14 protein-coding genes are annotated in these 15,003 nt (G+C 60.1%); 6 read left to right on the top strand and 8 right to left on the bottom strand.

The features are described 5' to 3' along the window. Positions 1–40: 40 nt before the first annotated feature. The 4 genes from CQ012_RS04435 to CQ012_RS04450 all read right to left on the bottom strand — a co-directional run bounded on the left by CQ012_RS04435 (position 41) and on the right by CQ012_RS04450 (position 5,590). Entirely contained in the window at positions 41–1,735 is a 1,695-nt protein-coding gene (locus CQ012_RS04435; RefSeq protein ID WP_105656826.1) for a dipeptide ABC transporter ATP-binding protein, read from the bottom strand. After that, entirely contained in the window at positions 1,732–2,718 is a 987-nt protein-coding gene (locus CQ012_RS04440) for an ABC transporter permease (RefSeq protein ID WP_105661493.1), read from the bottom strand. Before CQ012_RS04440 ends, CQ012_RS04435 begins: the two co-directional genes overlap by 4 nt. 2 nt (positions 2,719–2,720) lie before the next feature. Next, on the bottom strand, positions 2,721–3,812 hold the full coding sequence (locus CQ012_RS04445; RefSeq protein ID WP_105661494.1) for an ABC transporter permease: 1,092 nt from the start codon (positions 3,810–3,812) through the stop codon (positions 2,721–2,723). 146 nt (positions 3,813–3,958) lie between these two features. Beyond that, positions 3,959–5,590, bottom strand: coding sequence for an ABC transporter substrate-binding protein (locus tag CQ012_RS04450; protein WP_105661495.1), 1,632 nt, complete (start codon positions 5,588–5,590; stop codon positions 3,959–3,961). Between the two features lie 227 nt (positions 5,591–5,817). On the opposite strand from CQ012_RS04450, the gene CQ012_RS04455 reads away from it, so the two are divergent. Then, on the top strand, positions 5,818–6,177 hold the full coding sequence (locus tag CQ012_RS04455) for a hypothetical protein (protein WP_105656830.1): 360 nt from the start codon (positions 5,818–5,820) through the stop codon (positions 6,175–6,177). A 679-nt stretch (positions 6,178–6,856) separates the two neighbouring features. Here the strand turns inward: CQ012_RS04455 and mnmA are convergent. Genes mnmA through CQ012_RS04475 form a run of 3 tightly spaced genes read right to left on the bottom strand, consistent with a single transcriptional unit; the run spans position 6,857 to position 10,064 of the window. Continuing rightward, on the bottom strand, positions 6,857–7,993 hold the full coding sequence (gene mnmA / locus CQ012_RS04465) for a tRNA 2-thiouridine(34) synthase MnmA (RefSeq protein WP_105656831.1): 1,137 nt from the start codon (positions 7,991–7,993) through the stop codon (positions 6,857–6,859). Next, entirely contained in the window at positions 7,990–9,225 is a 1,236-nt protein-coding gene (locus CQ012_RS04470; protein WP_105656832.1) for a cysteine desulfurase family protein, read from the bottom strand. The genes mnmA and CQ012_RS04470 overlap by 4 nt, the downstream gene beginning before the upstream one ends. Before the next feature lie 29 nt (positions 9,226–9,254). Continuing rightward, on the bottom strand, positions 9,255–10,064 hold the full coding sequence (locus CQ012_RS04475) for a hypothetical protein (protein ID WP_105656833.1): 810 nt from the start codon (positions 10,062–10,064) through the stop codon (positions 9,255–9,257). 112 nt (positions 10,065–10,176) lie between these two features. Between CQ012_RS04475 and folP the strand changes: the two genes are divergently transcribed. Together folP and CQ012_RS04485 are read left to right on the top strand one after the other, a co-directional pair. Beyond that, positions 10,177–11,103: a dihydropteroate synthase gene (gene folP, locus CQ012_RS04480; protein WP_105656834.1), complete on the top strand. Its 927-nt coding sequence runs from the start codon at positions 10,177–10,179 to the stop codon at positions 11,101–11,103. Between the two features lie 12 nt (positions 11,104–11,115). Continuing rightward, positions 11,116–11,874, top strand: coding sequence for a pyrimidine reductase family protein (locus tag CQ012_RS04485; RefSeq protein ID WP_105661497.1), 759 nt, complete (start codon positions 11,116–11,118; stop codon positions 11,872–11,874). Here the strand turns inward: CQ012_RS04485 and CQ012_RS04490 are convergent. Then, entirely contained in the window at positions 11,843–12,742 is a 900-nt protein-coding gene (locus tag CQ012_RS04490; protein ID WP_166650798.1) for a diacylglycerol/lipid kinase family protein, read from the bottom strand. The genes CQ012_RS04485 and CQ012_RS04490 overlap by 32 nt on opposite strands. A 51-nt stretch (positions 12,743–12,793) precedes the next feature. On the opposite strand from CQ012_RS04490, the gene CQ012_RS04495 reads away from it, so the two are divergent. The 3 genes from CQ012_RS04495 to CQ012_RS04505 all read left to right on the top strand — a co-directional run bounded on the left by CQ012_RS04495 (position 12,794) and on the right by CQ012_RS04505 (position 14,946). Next, positions 12,794–13,759, top strand: a complete 966-nt coding sequence (locus CQ012_RS04495; RefSeq protein WP_146112240.1) for a J domain-containing protein — start codon at positions 12,794–12,796, stop codon at positions 13,757–13,759. A gap of 44 nt (positions 13,760–13,803) precedes the next feature. Beyond that, positions 13,804–14,265 (top strand): tRNA (cytidine(34)-2'-O)-methyltransferase, encoded by a 462-nt coding sequence (locus CQ012_RS04500; protein ID WP_105656838.1) that lies wholly within the window; start codon positions 13,804–13,806, stop codon positions 14,263–14,265. A 123-nt stretch (positions 14,266–14,388) separates the two neighbouring features. Further along, positions 14,389–14,946 carry an anti-sigma factor domain-containing protein gene (locus tag CQ012_RS04505; RefSeq protein ID WP_105656839.1) on the top strand — a complete coding sequence of 186 codons (558 nt, stop codon included), beginning with the start codon at positions 14,389–14,391 and terminating at the stop codon, positions 14,944–14,946. Positions 14,947–15,003: the final 57 nt, after the last annotated feature.

Raw genomic sequence — 15,003 nt, forward strand, 5'->3', positions numbered from 1 at the left:
GTGCCCGGGGCATGCCCGTTGTTCCTTGATTGCCAGCTGCTCAGGAGGCGTTCAGCTGTTCAATCAGTTTGCGTCGCTGCGCCTGTTCGCGCGGGTCCGGAACCGGAAGCGAGGCGATCAGGCGCTGGGTGTATTCATGCTGCGGGTTGGCCAGGACCTTGGAGCCCAAGCCTTCTTCCAGCAAGGTGCCCCGGAACAGGACGCCCACCCAGGTAGCCAGCTGGTCCACCACTGCCAGATCATGCGAGACGAACAGGGCTGCGAAGCCCAGTTCGGTCTGCAATTCGCGGAACAGCTCCAGCACCTTGGCCTGCACCGAAACGTCCAGTGCGCTGGTTGGCTCATCGGCAATCAGCAGCTTCGGCTCCAAGGCCAGTGCGCGGGCCAGCGACGCGCGCTGGCGCTGGCCGCCGGAGAGTTCGTGCGGGTAGCGGTTGGCAAAACCGGCTGGAAGCTGCACGGCCTCAAGCAGTTCGGCCACCTTGTTGCGGGTCTGCAGCGGGTTCAGATCACGGTGCACGGCCAGTGGCTCGGCCACGCATTCGCCTACGGTCAAGTGCGGATTGAAGCTTGCCGCTGGATCCTGGAACACGAAGCCGATCTGCTCACGCAGCGGCTTGAAGGTGCGTTCCTTGAAGTGGGCCATCTCGTAGCCCAGCACCTTCAGCGAGCCACCGGTGATGCGGTTCAATCCCGCGATGCTGCGTCCGATGGTGGTTTTCCCCGAACCGGACTCGCCCACCAGTCCGTAGACCTCGCCGGCGTGGATCTTCAGATCCACCTCATCGACCGCGGTGAAGCCCGGGGCCCCGAGGCGTCCCGGGAAATGCACCTTCAGGCCCTTGGCTTCCACCAGCAATTCAGCATCCTGGTTCGGACGTTCGACTAGTCCCTCCGAGGCGCTTTCGCGCCCCAGGTGCGGCACGGCAGCCAGCAGGGACTTGGTGTAGTCCTCTTGCGGTGCTTCGAAGAGCTGGATCGATGGTGCTTGCTCAACGATCTGCCCCTGGTTCATCACGATCACGCGGTCGGCGATATCGGCCACCACCCCCATATTGTGGGTGATGATGACGATGGCGGTACCCAGCTGATCACGCAGGTCGCGCAGCAGCTGGAGAATTTCAGCCTGCACCGTGACATCCAATGCGGTGGTTGGCTCATCTGCCACAATCAGTTCCGGCTTCAGGGCCAGCGCCGCGGCGATGACCACGCGCTGCTTCTGGCCACCGGAGAACTGGTGCGGGTAGTAGTCCACGCGCTGCTCTGGATCCGGGATGCCGACCTGGCGCATTGCCTCGATGGCGCGCGTCCTGGCCTCCTTCTTGGAAATCCTGTTGTGCGCGCGGATGCCCTCCATGATCTGCCACCCCACGGTGTACACCGGGTTCAGTGCCGTGGATGGTTCCTGGAAGACCATGGCCACATCCCGGCCGCGAGCCGCGCGCAGCTCGCGGCCGCGCAGGGTGAGCATGTTCTTGCCTTTGAGGTAGACCCCGCCGTGCGAGGCACCGTTCTCGGCCAGGATGCCCAGAGCAGTGCGTGCCGTGACGGACTTGCCGGATCCGGATTCGCCCACGATGGCCAGGATCTCGCCGGCCCTGACTTGCAAATCAACGCCGCGCACTGCCGGCACTGCGCCGGCGTCCGTGACGAAATCAATGTTCAGGTCTTCGATGCGCAAGACAGCGGGTGTGCCGACGTTGGCCTCGGAGTCGAGGAGAGGACTGTTGGTCATTTGTTTGCTCCTACCTGTCCGGACTGGGTGATGCGCTTGGCCTTCTTGCGGCTGAAGCGGCGCAGGCGCGGGTCATTGAGGTCATTCATGGACTCGCCAACCAGGGTCAAGCCCATCACGGTGAGCACGATGGCCAAGCCCGGGAACAGGCCGGTCCACCAGATTCCGCTAGTGGCATCTGACATCGCTCGGTTCAGGTCGTAGCCCCATTCCGAAGCACTGGTCGGTTCGATGCCGAAGCCCAGGAAGCCCAGGCCCGCCAGGGTCAGCAATGCCTCGGTGGCATTCAGCGTGAAGATCAGCGGCAAGGTGCGGGTGGCGTTGCGCAGCAGGTGCGCGAACATCACTCGCCATGGGCTGGCGCCGATCACCTGTGCGGATTCTACGAAGGGTTCCGCCTTCAGCCGCAGTACTTCGGCGCGGACCACGCGGAAGTACTGCGGGATGAATACCACGGTGATGGAGATGGCCGCTGCCATCACGCCGCCGAAGAGCGAAGACTGGCCCTGGGAAATCACGATGGACATCACGATGGCCAGCAGCAGGGATGGGAACGCGTAGATCGCATCGGCCAACACCACGGCGATGCGGTCGAACCAGCCGCCGAGGTAGCCGGAGATCAAGCCCAGCAATACGCCCAGGAACAGGGACATGACCACGGCCGTCAGGATCACCCAGATGGCCGTCTGCGCACCGAAGAGGGTCCGCGAGAACACGTCATAGCCGGTGGCGGTGGTGCCCCAGATGAATTTGCTGTCCGGAGCCGCCTGGCGCGGGAAGTCCCCGGATGCATCCGAGGACTGCGCGAAATCGAAAGGCGCAATCAGCGGCGCGAACAAGGCGGTAACGATGAACAGGCCGGAGAGCGCCAGACCGGCAACCAGCATGCCCCGCTGCAGGCCCGAGGACATGCGCAGGTGGGAGATGACCGGGAGCCGGTCCAGCCAGGACTTGTTCGAAGCCGGCAAGGTAGCTGTACTCATGATTAGTACCTGACTCTCGGGTCGATCAAGGCGGCCAGCACGTCAACGATGAAGTTGGTGACGGCGACGATAATGGCCAGCAGCACCACGATGCCCTGCACAGCCACGAAGTCGCGGGCGGTGAGGTATTCGGCGAGCTTGAAGCCCAATCCCGACCATTCGAAGGTGGTCTCGGTCAGCACTGCTCCACCGAGCAGCATGGCAATCTGCAGGCCCATGACAGTGATAATCGGAATCAGCGCCGGACGGTAGGCGTGCTTGGTGGTGAGGCGGAATTCGCTGACACCGCGCGAACGGCCGGCTTCCACGTATTCGCGGCCCAGCGTGCCAATTGCGTTGGTGCGCACCAGGCGCAGGAACACGCCGCCGGTGAGCAGGCCCAGTGCCAGGGCTGGCAGGATCGCATGCTCGGTGACATTCCAGAAGGCAGCGCTATTGCCGCTGCGCAGCGCATCGAGCCAGTAGATGCCCGATGGGCTCTGCAGGCCGGTCAGTTCAAGCTCGGTCTGCCAGTCGGCACGGCCGCTGATCGGCAGCCAGCCTAGCCATACGCCGAAGACCAGCTTGAGCAGCAAGCCGGCGAAGAACACCGGGGTGGCGTAGGAGAGGATTGCAAGGATGCGCAACACGGCATCCGGGTAGCGGTCGCGGAACTTCGCGGCAACCAGGCCCAGCGGGATGCCGACCAGCAGTGCGACGAGGACCGCGTTGATGGCCAGTTCCAAAGTTGCTGCGCCGTAGGTGGCCAGCACCTCGGTGACCGCCCGGTTATCGCTCATGGTGCGGCCCAGGTCGCCGGTGAAGATCTGGCCCAGGTACTCGAAGTACTGGATCAGGATCGGCCGGTCGTATCCGGCTTCATGGATGCGCTGGGCCAGCTGGTCCGGGGTGAGCCGTCCGCCCAAGGCTGCGGTGATCGGGTCTCCGGTCACGCGCATCAGGAAGAACACCACTGTGATGAGGATGAAGACAGTGGGAATGATCAGCAAGAATCGGGTAATCAAGTAACGGAGGAATCCTCCGCCTTTTTGCTTTGCTGGTTTGGGTGTTGCTAGCGGGCTTGCTTCTTTGCCCGGTGGCGACGTGATAGTCATCGTCTGTCCTTATGGTTCAGGATGCGTGGCAATGCGCCGCCTTGAGCGGTCAATGACGGCGCATGCCAAGGGGATCCACCGCGCGCGCCAAGGGTTGGCGCGTGGCAGATCCCCTCAGGTTTGGTGTCTGCGAGGCGAGAGCCGAATTACTTGCTCAGCACACCGAGACGGAACTTGAACGATGCGTCCAAGGTCTTGTCAACGTCCTTGACGTCCTTGCCTGCAATGGCCACCTGGGCACCCTGCAGCAGTGGAAGCGTGGACAAGTCCTCAGCCACCATCGTCTGCAGTTCTTCGATGGCCTTGGTGCGCTCCGCAGCGTCGACCATTCCTCGCTGATCGGAGATCAGCTTGTCAACCTCGGGGTTGTCGTAGTTGTTCGAAAGGAAGTTCTCCTTGGCAAAGAACGGCGACAGGTAGTTGTCGGCATCCGAGTAGTCCGGGAACCAGCCCAGCTGGTAGGCCGGGTAATCCGTGACGCGCTGCTTCTGGTAGGTCACCCATTCGGTGGACTTCAAATCCACTTCGAACAGGCCATCGGCCTCCAGCTGCTTTTCAACCAGTGCGTATTCGTCACCGGAGTTCGGGCCATAGTGATCCGGGTTGTACTGCAGCGCGAGCCTGACCGGGGTCTTCACTCCGGCATCTTCCAGAACCTTCTTGGCCTTGGCTGCATCCGGCTTGCCGTCGGTGCCGTACATGTCCTTCAGCGGCTCGGTGGCGCCGGTGAAGCCTTGCGGCACGTACGAGTAAGCCGGGGTGTAGGTGTCCTTATAGACGTTCTTCGCGATGGCTTCGCGGTCCACAAGGTGCGCCGCTGCCTGGCGTACGGCCAGTGACTTCGCTTCATCAGCATCATCGGTCTTGGCACCGTATGGCATGGAATCGAAGTTGAAGACGATGTAGCGCAGCTCGCCACCCGGTCCCTTGTGGACCGCCAGATTCTCATCCTTGCCCAAGTCTTCGATGTCGGTTGGGGTCAGCGAACGCCATGCGACGTCGATCTTGCCTTCTTGGACTTCGAGCTTCAGGTTATTGGCGTCCGCGTAGTACTTGATCGCTGCCTTGTCGTTGGCTGCAGGGCCCAGAACGCCCTGGTAGGACTCGTTAGCGCTGAAGGAGATCAGGTTGTTCTTGTTGTACGAATCAATAACGTATTGGCCTCCGAAGGCCTTGGCCTCAACGATCTTCTGGTCGTCCATGACTGCGTCTGCGGGGAAGACTTCGTCATCGACGATCGGGCCGACCGGGGAAGTCAGCACCTGCGGGAAGGTCTGGTCATTGCCGACCTTCAGCTTGAAGACTACGGTAGTGGCGTCAGGCGCCTCGATGGACTCAACGTTGCCCAGCAGCGAGGATGGGCCGTTAGGGTCCGCGATCTTCAGCTGGCGGTCGAAGGTGAACTTGACGTCCTTGGAATCAAGGTCGTGGTCATTGGCCCACTTCAAGCCCGGCTTCAGCTTGACCGTGTATTCAGTCGGGGTGGTGAACTCTGCGGACTCGGCAAGGCTCATCGATGGGTCCGGGCTGCCCGGCTCGGAGTTGAGCAGGAATGGGTAGATCTGGTTCATGACCATGAACGAACCGTTGTCGTAAGATCCAGCAGGGTCCAGGGAGGTCACTTTGTCGGTGGTGCCCAGGGTGATTGGAGCGCTGGCATCGCCGCTGCCGCCCTCTTCATTGCCACTGTCTGCAGCTTGGGTGCAGCCGGTCAGAGCCAGGGCAGAGATACCCACAACGGCTGCTGCGAGTCGCAGCCCGTTCTTCTTGCGAGTCATGAGTCATCCTTCGTCTAGGTACATGCATGGGCTGTGATGATTAACACATGCTTCACATAGCCTAAGTGATGCAGGGCACAAAATACGAATGGAACCGGCGGAAATTGGCAAAAACGTGGTCTCGACGCCCACTTTTTGTGCTTCAGCCCATAGCCTTTCTAACTCAATGGTGAGATGGGTTGGGATTCCTTCCGGCTCGTTGGCCAGGTGGCATAAGCTAGATGTCAATGATGACTCGTAGAGACGCGGCAATCGCGTTGGATATCCCAGTAGAAATGGCCAAGCGCCACGGCATTCCTTCCAAAATGAGCGAAGCAGAATTCCGTGAGCTGAACACCAATCCACCAGCTTGGTTGGAGCAGTCGCGCGCCAACCGCACCGGCAAACGCCCCGTGTGGATTCATCTGGTCTGCGAAGTCTGCGGCTTCAGCGAATACGAACGCCCCAAGAAGTGGTGGCCTGCCTTCGATTTCGTTCACTGCCACACCCACTCCCCGGCGCAGCTTCCAAAGCTGGAAAAGGGCAAGACCCGGGTGGAGTACCAAGATATTTCCGCTCATATGTTCGGCATTGTCGATGAAGGCTAAAAGCTGAATACAACACAATGGCGAAGGGTGCCGGACCGATATTGGTCCGGCACCCTTCGCTGTCGCGCAAGCTCGTGCTCTTCACTCGGTTCATCCCCCTGGGCGTCCTTTCCGCCACGGGAATGCATGCAGCGGGCAACCGGACAGAGTCCAGCATCATCCAGTGCAGGTTCCATGCACCGGCCGTCGGCTGGATCTTGCGAAGGCCTTGAGTACTGCTGCCCGAGCCCCTCGGGCATCTAGCTCGTGGAGGCCTTCCGGATTGGTACGAATTGGTTCTGCCGACTGGAATGATCCGTTGTTCTGGACGATGCGCCCCTATCCGCCCAGCTACCGCTGGTGAGCATTCTCGAGAACATCGCAGCGAGCGCATTGGAAGCCAGGGCATCCGGTGGCGCAACAGGGTCGGCAGCCCAATTCAATAGCGAAACCTAGAGGGTCGAACCAATGCAGTGAGCCAGCAAGCCCCAAGCGGCCCTTGAAGACAGGCCGAATCCCACACACCACCGGTAATCGCCGGCAATGCCGGGCGAATACGTGCCGGACGCCCACGGCCGAAGCGGATGGCCGCCGAGCTCCGTTGCAACCAGCCGTTCGTCTAACTTGAATCACGACGCGAAGAAACCCTTGGTCCAGTTCATTATCTTGAACTGGACCAAGGGTTTCTTTGGATGGCTAATTAATTGACCATGCTGGAGTCCCATTCGCTGGAACGAGCAGAATCGATGGTCGCTTGGCCCAGCACGCGGCTGTCCTGGTAGACGACCATGGTCTGGCCCGGCGCGACTCCACGCATGCCTTCGGGAAGGTTGACAACCAACTCGTCGCGGCCTTCTTCCGAGCGCTCCATGTGGGCTACCGCGGCGACCGGATCGCCGTGCGCGCGCACCTGCACCATGCAGTCGAACTTGTCTCCGCTGAAAACTTCAGCGATCGGCAGGCCAGCCCAGGAAATGCGGATGCCGCGCAGCTGGTCCACAGCCAGCAGGGCCTCTGGACCGACGATGACCTTGTTGTCCTTCGGACGGATTTCCAAGACGAAGCGCGGTTTGCCGTCGGCGGCCGGACGACCCAGTCGAAGACCCTTGCGCTGGCCAACCGTGAAGGCTTGGGCGCCTTCGTGCTCACCGAGCTGGTTGCCCTCGTGGTCAACGATCTCGCCTGGTTTCATCTCGATGCGTTCAGCCAGCCAACCGCGGGTATCGCCATCGGGAATGAAGCAGATGTCATAGCTATCTGGCTTGTTCGCCACGGTCAGTCCGCGCGCTGCGGCTTCGGCGCGAACTTCCGCCTTGGAGGGAGTCTCGGCTAGCGGGAACATGCAGTGTTCCAGCTGTTCGTGGGTCAGCACGCCCAAAACGTAGGACTGGTCCTTGGCCCAGTCTGCGGCTCGGTGCAGCTCCGGGTTGCCCTCGGAATCGCGCAGCACCTTGGCGTAGTGCCCGGTGCATACCGCGTCGAAGCCCAGGGCCAATGCCTTTTCCAGCAAGGCAGCGAACTTGATCTTCTCATTGCATCGCATGCAGGGATTCGGGGTGCGGCCAGCTTCGTATTCATCCACGAAGTCCTGCACCACGTCTTCTGCGAAGCGGTCCGAGAAGTCCCAGACGTAGTATGGGATGCCCAGCTTGTCGCAGGCACGCCATGCATCATTGGAGTCTTCCAAGGTGCAGCAACCGCGCGAACCGGTGCGAAGGGTCCCCGGCATGCGAGACAGGGCCAGGTGCACGCCGACCACATCATGGCCGGCTTCAACTGCGCGGGCCGCGGCTACCGCCGAGTCCACGCCTCCGGACATCGCTGCTAGTACTTTCATCGTGTAAAACCTGTTCCTGCCGTGTGGATGCTGCTTTCATCGGCTGCCATGCCAGCCTTCTTTGCCTGAGCATACGCTTGGGGCAAAGCCTCTAATAATGCGTCAACGTCGGCGCGTGTGGATGTATGCCCCAATGTGAAGCGTTGCACACTGCGCGAGGTGCGCGCATCGCGTCCCATAGCCAGCAAAACATGCGAAGGCTGCGGAACACCAGCGGTGCACGCCGAACCGGTGGATGATGCGATGCCAACCATGTCCAAGCCGAATAGCAAGGAGTCCCCCTCGCATTCCGGGAAGGTGAAGTGCAGATTGCCCGGGAGGCGCTGGCCCTCATTGCCCTGATCCCGTGGTCCGTTCAGCACCGCTTCCGGAATCAAGCCGGTGATCTTCTCAATCGCATATTCACGCAGTTCGCTCAGCCGCGCAGCTTCCTGCCGCAATCCAGAACGCACCGCGGTAGCCGCGGCGGCAAAGCCGGCCGCGTGGGCAGCATTCAAAGTCCCCGATCGCAGCTTGCGTTCGTGTCCACCGCCGTGCTGGACCGGGGTGAGCACAATATCGCGGCGAACCAGTAGCCCGCCGATGCCTACCGGGCCACCGATCTTATGCGCGCTAATCGCCATGGTGGCCAGATTCGAGGAGCCGAAGTCGACCGCGAGCGCACCAAAGGCCTGCACCGCATCCGAATGCACCGGGACCCCGTACTTGCCAGCTAGGGCAGCAAATTCACGGATCGGCTGAACGGTGCCGACTTCATTGTTGGCCCACATCAAGGTGGCCAAAGCGATCTGCTCGTGCTGCTCTTCAAATAGCTTTTCGGCCGCCTGCAGATCAACGACACCGTCTTCATCCACGGCGAGCCACAGCAAGGTGGCATTCTCATGGTCCTGCAGCCAGGTAGCCGTATCCAGGACCGCGTGGTGCTCAATGCCGGTGAGCACGATGGCACGCGCCTGCTCATTGGCCGCCACGCGGTTCCAGAACAGTCCCTTCAGCGCCAAGTTATCCGATTCAGTCCCACCAGATGTGAAGATCAATTCGCTGGAGTGCGCCCCGGCGGCCATGGCGATAGCTTGGCGGGCATCATCCACCGCACGGTTGGCGCGACGTCCGGCCCCATGCAAAGAAGACGGGTTTCCGGTGCGGGAATACTGTTCGGTGATGGCAGCCAGAGCTGCTGGATTCAGATCGGTGGTTGCCGCGTGATCCAGGTATACGGCGGAAGTTTTCATAACACTTCAATGGTACGGGGTGGGGCGCCCTAGTTTGAATGGCCGATCCGTGTGAATTGGCCAACCTCAATGGCCTCCAGCGCCGGATTGTTCAAGACCGCCTCAATCAATGAAGCAGGACCACCCAGGATGGTGCAATCATCAAACGGTTCTGTCGACAGCATCCAGGAATGGTCCGCCGCAAACGCCAGCGCCGGGCGCTGGCGTTGGGCGCCGTCGGCAGTTCTGGCCCATTCGGGCTGCGCCAGGAACTCCGCGTCCGCTTCGAACAGGTGGTAGTTCCGGTATCCGCCACCCAGGTCGAACGGTTCTGCCTGGATGATCTCGGGACCAAAGGCAGGTTTCTGCGCCTCGGCGAGCGCCAACTCGTACACCCGCTGGTTCTCGTCATCGCTCAATGCAGGATCCGGCTCGCGCTCAATCTGTATGCGTTCCCCGCCCGCGATAAATGCGTAACCGGCCCACAAGCCCACCACGAACTTCTGGTCTTTGGCAGAAACCCGGACCATTTCGGCGGCTAGTGCTTGCCATTGCGATTCCGGGAGCTGGTCCAGCGGCAGGTCGGTATCTACCCAGGCGTCTTCGGTCGCAGGATTGCCTTGCGCGTCCAGTCCGGCCACGGTTTCAAAAAGATCCGCGGCGGTGATGATGTGCTTGCGGCTCTGTGCCACCGTCTCCCAGCGCACCAACTGGTCATCTTCATCCAGTGCTGGGTGAAGGATGCGGACGTAGCGTTCGTAGCCATGCGGGATCTGGGCTACTACCGTGCTGGGGTCGGCTGATGCACAAGCTGCGGCGATCCATTGCCCGTGGGCTGCGGAGAGGTGTGAAAACTGCATGGTCCAAGCCTAGCGAGAGCAGCGGGCGGATTCCTCCTCCGAACCGTGGTCGGTGGTATGAATAGAGGAACAACTGATGACGTGTCGATTCCAGCTAAGGGAGCCTTCCTGCATGTTCAAGCCTGATTTCTTGGTTCCAGTCCATGATTTCTCCCAGCGCTCCCTGGATTTCTCACAGCGGATCGCGGTGATGGCAGTGATCAACCGCACTCCGGATTCTTTCTACGATGCCGGGTCGACCTTTGGCTTGGATGATGCTGTGGCCGCTGCCATGCGTGCGGTCGAGGCAGGTGCTGACTGGGTGGATATCGGCGGAGTCCCCTTCTCTCCGGGCCCGGAGCTCCCGTGGCAGGAGGAAGCAGAGCGAATTGTGCCGGTTATCCATCAAGTGCGTAGCCGCAGTTCGGTGATTATTTCTGCAGACACTTTCCATCCACAGGTGGCGCAGGCTGCCATTGATGCCGGCGCTGATGTCATCAATGACACCACAGGCTTTTCCTATCCCGGTTTGGCCCGGGTGGTAGCCAAGAACAACGTGCATGTGGTGATCACCCATTCGCTAGCCAAGCCCCGCACCGTTTACCCGCGCCCTAGCTACGACGATGTGGTGGCCGAGATCCGCCAGTATCTGCTGGAGAAAATCCAGATTGCGTTGGACGCTGGTGTTTCTCCGGCAAAGATCATTGTTGATCCAGGGCACGACCTGAACAAGAACACCCGCCACACTCTGGATTTGACCGCTGGGTTCCAGGCCTTTGCCGATTTGGGCTATCCGGCCTTGGCAGCGGTCTCGAACAAGGACTTCATCGGTGAAACCTTGAACTTGCCGAAGGCTGAGCGCATGGTTGGTTCTATGGTGGCAGCAACGATCTGTGCCATGAACGGTGCCCGCATATTGCGGATGCACAATATTCCTGAATCGGTGCAGACAGTACGCCTGCTCGAAGCAGCACAAGGGTGGCGGGAGCCTGCCTACCAGATACACAACATGGGGGATGTCAATCCTCCTGCTCACCCAGAACCCGAAGTCAGCAAGTAAGGATTTTCCCAGATGCGTGCCCTGCTTCCCCAACCAGCAGATCAGGTTGATGACCAGTTCCTGCTTGAGCGCTATTCCAGCGAGCATCGCCCATTCGTGCGTTTCAACTTCGTCAGCAGCATCGACGGAAGTGCCCAGGTTGATGGGCTCTCCAAAGCATTGGGCTCTCCTGGCGATCAGAGGGTTTTCGCACTCTTGCGCCGGCTTGCCGACGTGATCATGGTGGGTGCTGGAACGGTTCGTGCCGAGGGCTACGAAGGCCAGCTCCTGTCCGCGGAGGACATGGCGTGGCGTATCGAACATGGCCTGCCGCCACAGCCCGTGCTGGCGCTCATCTCACGAGGATTGCATCTGGAGCCAACGGCCCCGGTGTTTGCCCAATCCCCGGTTCCGGTTCTGCTTTTCACCAGCGTTCAGGTCACCGACGAACAGCGTCGGTCCTTTGGACCCAATGCCACTCTCGTGCAGGTTTCCGAAACCGAGGGCGGGTGTGATCCGACCGAAATCATCGCATATCTGCATTCCAAGGGATACGGCTTCATCCACGCTGAAGGCGGTCCTCACGTTTTTGGGCAGTTCGCCTCGGCTGGCGCGGTGGATTCGGTTTGCATCAGCTACTCTCCTGTCCTTGTGGCAGGTGATGGCATGAGAATAGCGGTTCACGATCGTCAGGGGTTCCACGCCTTCGAGCTGCATTCCTTGTTTGAAGAGGACAGCATGCTCTTCTGCGACTATCGACTTAGGAAATCAGCTGGATCCCCGCGGGAATAACAGCTAGCTCAAAGGACCCGGCCCCCATGCATTCCCCGTCAGCATAGCTGTCCCGGGATGTCTCGATGCGGGCCCGCGTGAGGTTTGCGCTGACCTTCCATGGATGCGGCGCTCCGGTGAGGATCCTTGCCAGATACGGAAGGACCCGCAGAATATTTGGTCCGCGTACGATAGCCAATTCCGCGGTACCGTCGGTGAAATCAGCATGCGGGAAGAGCTTGATGCCGCCACCAAGGGACTTGATATTCGCGACGCTGGCGGCCAGGACGCTTCCGCTGAATCGCAGCCCGTCGGCCCTCACCCCACTGGGGCATCCGCGCAGCTGGGGAAGGCACAGGATCAAACCGGCGATATACCGCAGTGCTCCCAGCTGCCGCGGCAACGCGTTGGCTTTCGCGTTGACGGTGGCTTCAAATCCCCAGGACACGGCACCCAGTGCATAGCGCGGTGTTCTGCCGGCCTGGTCAAACCGCAGCTCCAGCACGTCAATGGGCATAGTTGCTCCCGGCTGCTTGCAAAACGCAATCACCTTGGCCAAGGATTCTTCTGCATTCGCGTCCCCTGTCATGCGCCAGAAGTCGTTGCCGCTGCCTGCGGGGATGACACCGATGGGAATCGAAGTTCCCGCAACGTGCTGGATGCAGTGGTGGATCAGCCCATCACCGCCAATGATGACGATCGCCCGCGAAGCTCTGAGCTGGTCCCCCACCAGTTCCACGCTCGTCCTTGAAGTATCAACTAGCCCATGTTCCAGCCCGAGCTTGCCAAGCGCGTGGGCAAGCTGCTGGGCAAGGCGCATCCCCCGGCCTCGGCCTGAGGCGGGGTGGAAGATGATGCGGATTTCTGCGGTGCGACCAAACGAGCTCATGACCATAGAGATTACCCAGCAACTTGACGCTTCTACAAAGAATTTGCTGGGTTGGATTCGCTAAACTGGGGAACACTGGCCATCCGGTCTTTTTCACCGAGAGGATTCCTCCGTTCAATGAGTACACCAAGCCCATACGAAATTCTTGGTGTCGCGCCTACTGCGAGCATGGAAGATATCAAGGTCGCTTACCGAAGGGCCGCTCGCGCGACCCATCCCGATCTCGGTGGCAGCGAAGAAAAGTTCAAAGAAGTACAGCGCGCTTTCCAGCAGCTCAGCGAGATGGCGTCTCCGCTGGGTTATGAGCAGACCTTCCAGTCTCCGGGCAACGCTCCACGCGCCGGGTTCAGCGCCCGTCCTTTTGACGAGCGCCTGCGCAAGAGCCCTCAGCAGCCCAAGGCGCAGTTGCCCACCGAATATGTTCCACCGTTCTCGGATACGTCTCCTACATTGCTGGACAGAAAAGTCTGTGAGCAGCGCGTTCATGGAGAACCCCGAAAACGCGGTCTGTTCTCCAACCGTGCACGGCTGATCCGCGAGGCGCAGACCATCAACCTGCTTTCCAAGAACGTCCTGAATATCTTGCCAGCTGCCCGTTTGGTCAACGGCCTGCGTTCGCCCGCGTCGGGGCACTACGATCATGTGCTGATTGCCGGTTACCGCATGGCGGTGATCAATACGATGACTCTGCCCGATGGCTACTATTCATTTGATGGCAATGTCTTGCGCCACGGCAATAAGCTGACGCAGCCTCCGCAGTTCTCCATCTCCGGTTTGCAACGGCAATTCATGCAGATGAACGTAGTTGCGTTCACCTTGGTGCTTTCTGCCAACGGCAATCACCACGAACCGGTCATTGAGTACCGGCGCAATGCCGATCCAACACTTGCATCGACTCCGAATGTGCTCAATGCAGCGGGATTGATTCGCGAGTTGAAACTCTTCTTGGGCTCTGGCCCATCGCCGAATGTCGTCGATCGCCTAGCCCTGGCGCAGTTACGTGAAGCGATGTACTAAGGTCAATGGCCTATTTCTTGTTGGTGAGAGCTTAAACTGGTTGAGTGTTTCGTATCGTTTTCAATGCCCCAGAGATCCCGGGTAATTCCGGCAACGCTATCCGACTAGCCGCCATCACCGGCGCAGAACTGCATTTGGTCAAGCCATTAGGCTTCAACTTCGAGGATGCCAACCTGCGTCGCGCAGGATTGGACTACCACGACCTGGCTTACGTCACGGTGCATGAAAATCTTGACGCAGCCTTTGAAGCACTGGGAGAAGGCCGGGTCTTTGCCTTCACATCCGAAGGAACTACTGTCTATTCGGATATCAGCTACGAGGCCAGCGACATCCTGCTCTTCGGCCGTGAATCGGTTGGCTTGAGCGCAGAAGACAAGAAGCATCCGCGCATCAACGACCTGGTCCGCTTGCCGATGCTTCCAGGCCGCCGATCGATGAATCTGGCCAATACCGCTTCGGTGGTAGCCTTCGAAGCTTGGCGCCAGCACGGCTTCGCTGGCGCATAAAGTACCAGCCAGCCCGCGCCACGCATACAGCTTTACCTAATCTTTATAAAGTAGGCTCGAGTCTGTACCCGCAGTTTTCGGGTATTGAACTGTGCCGACTACATTTCGGGAGAATCCAAGACAATGAACGGTAGCCATTCTCAGCACCGCGACGAGCCCCAGGACGAGAACCTGGGTCTAGATCTGGTGAGCCAAGTGGCCAGCAGTTCACGTGCAGCCAAGAAAAAGCCTAAGCGCTGGATCTTCGCTGTCACGGGACTTGCCATCATCGTTGTCCTAGCGGTGGTCATTTTCTCCCTGCTCAATGGAGGCACCAAGGCGTCCAAAGCATCCAAGGCCGATGATGCAGTCACCGAGACCGTCGAATTGAAGAGCGGAGGCCAAGCGGTGCTCAGCTCGTCGAAGTCCGAAAGCGCTGTGGGTGTCGAGCTCTCCGAGCTGCCTGCCCTGGACGGTTCGGAACAGTACGTTGCATGGGCCGTGCATGAGTCCGGCAGCGTCTCCGTGATCGTTTCCAGCACCGGTGAAGATGCCGCGGCTGGGCTGTCTCCAGCTGAAGACGTGATTGCCCTCCACATCACCATTGAGGGATCCAAGATCCCTGACGCTCCATCTGAAGATGCTGAAGCATCGGTCGACCTGCCACTGGCTCAAGACAAGGCAACGGAAGACGAGAGCTAGCAGCTCACCTCTGGCCAGCCAAAAAGTTCGGGGCGAAGATCAATTCTTGATCTTCGC

Source organism: Arthrobacter sp. MYb214 (assembly GCF_002979865.1).
Taxonomy (GTDB): domain Bacteria; phylum Actinomycetota; class Actinomycetes; order Actinomycetales; family Micrococcaceae; genus Glutamicibacter.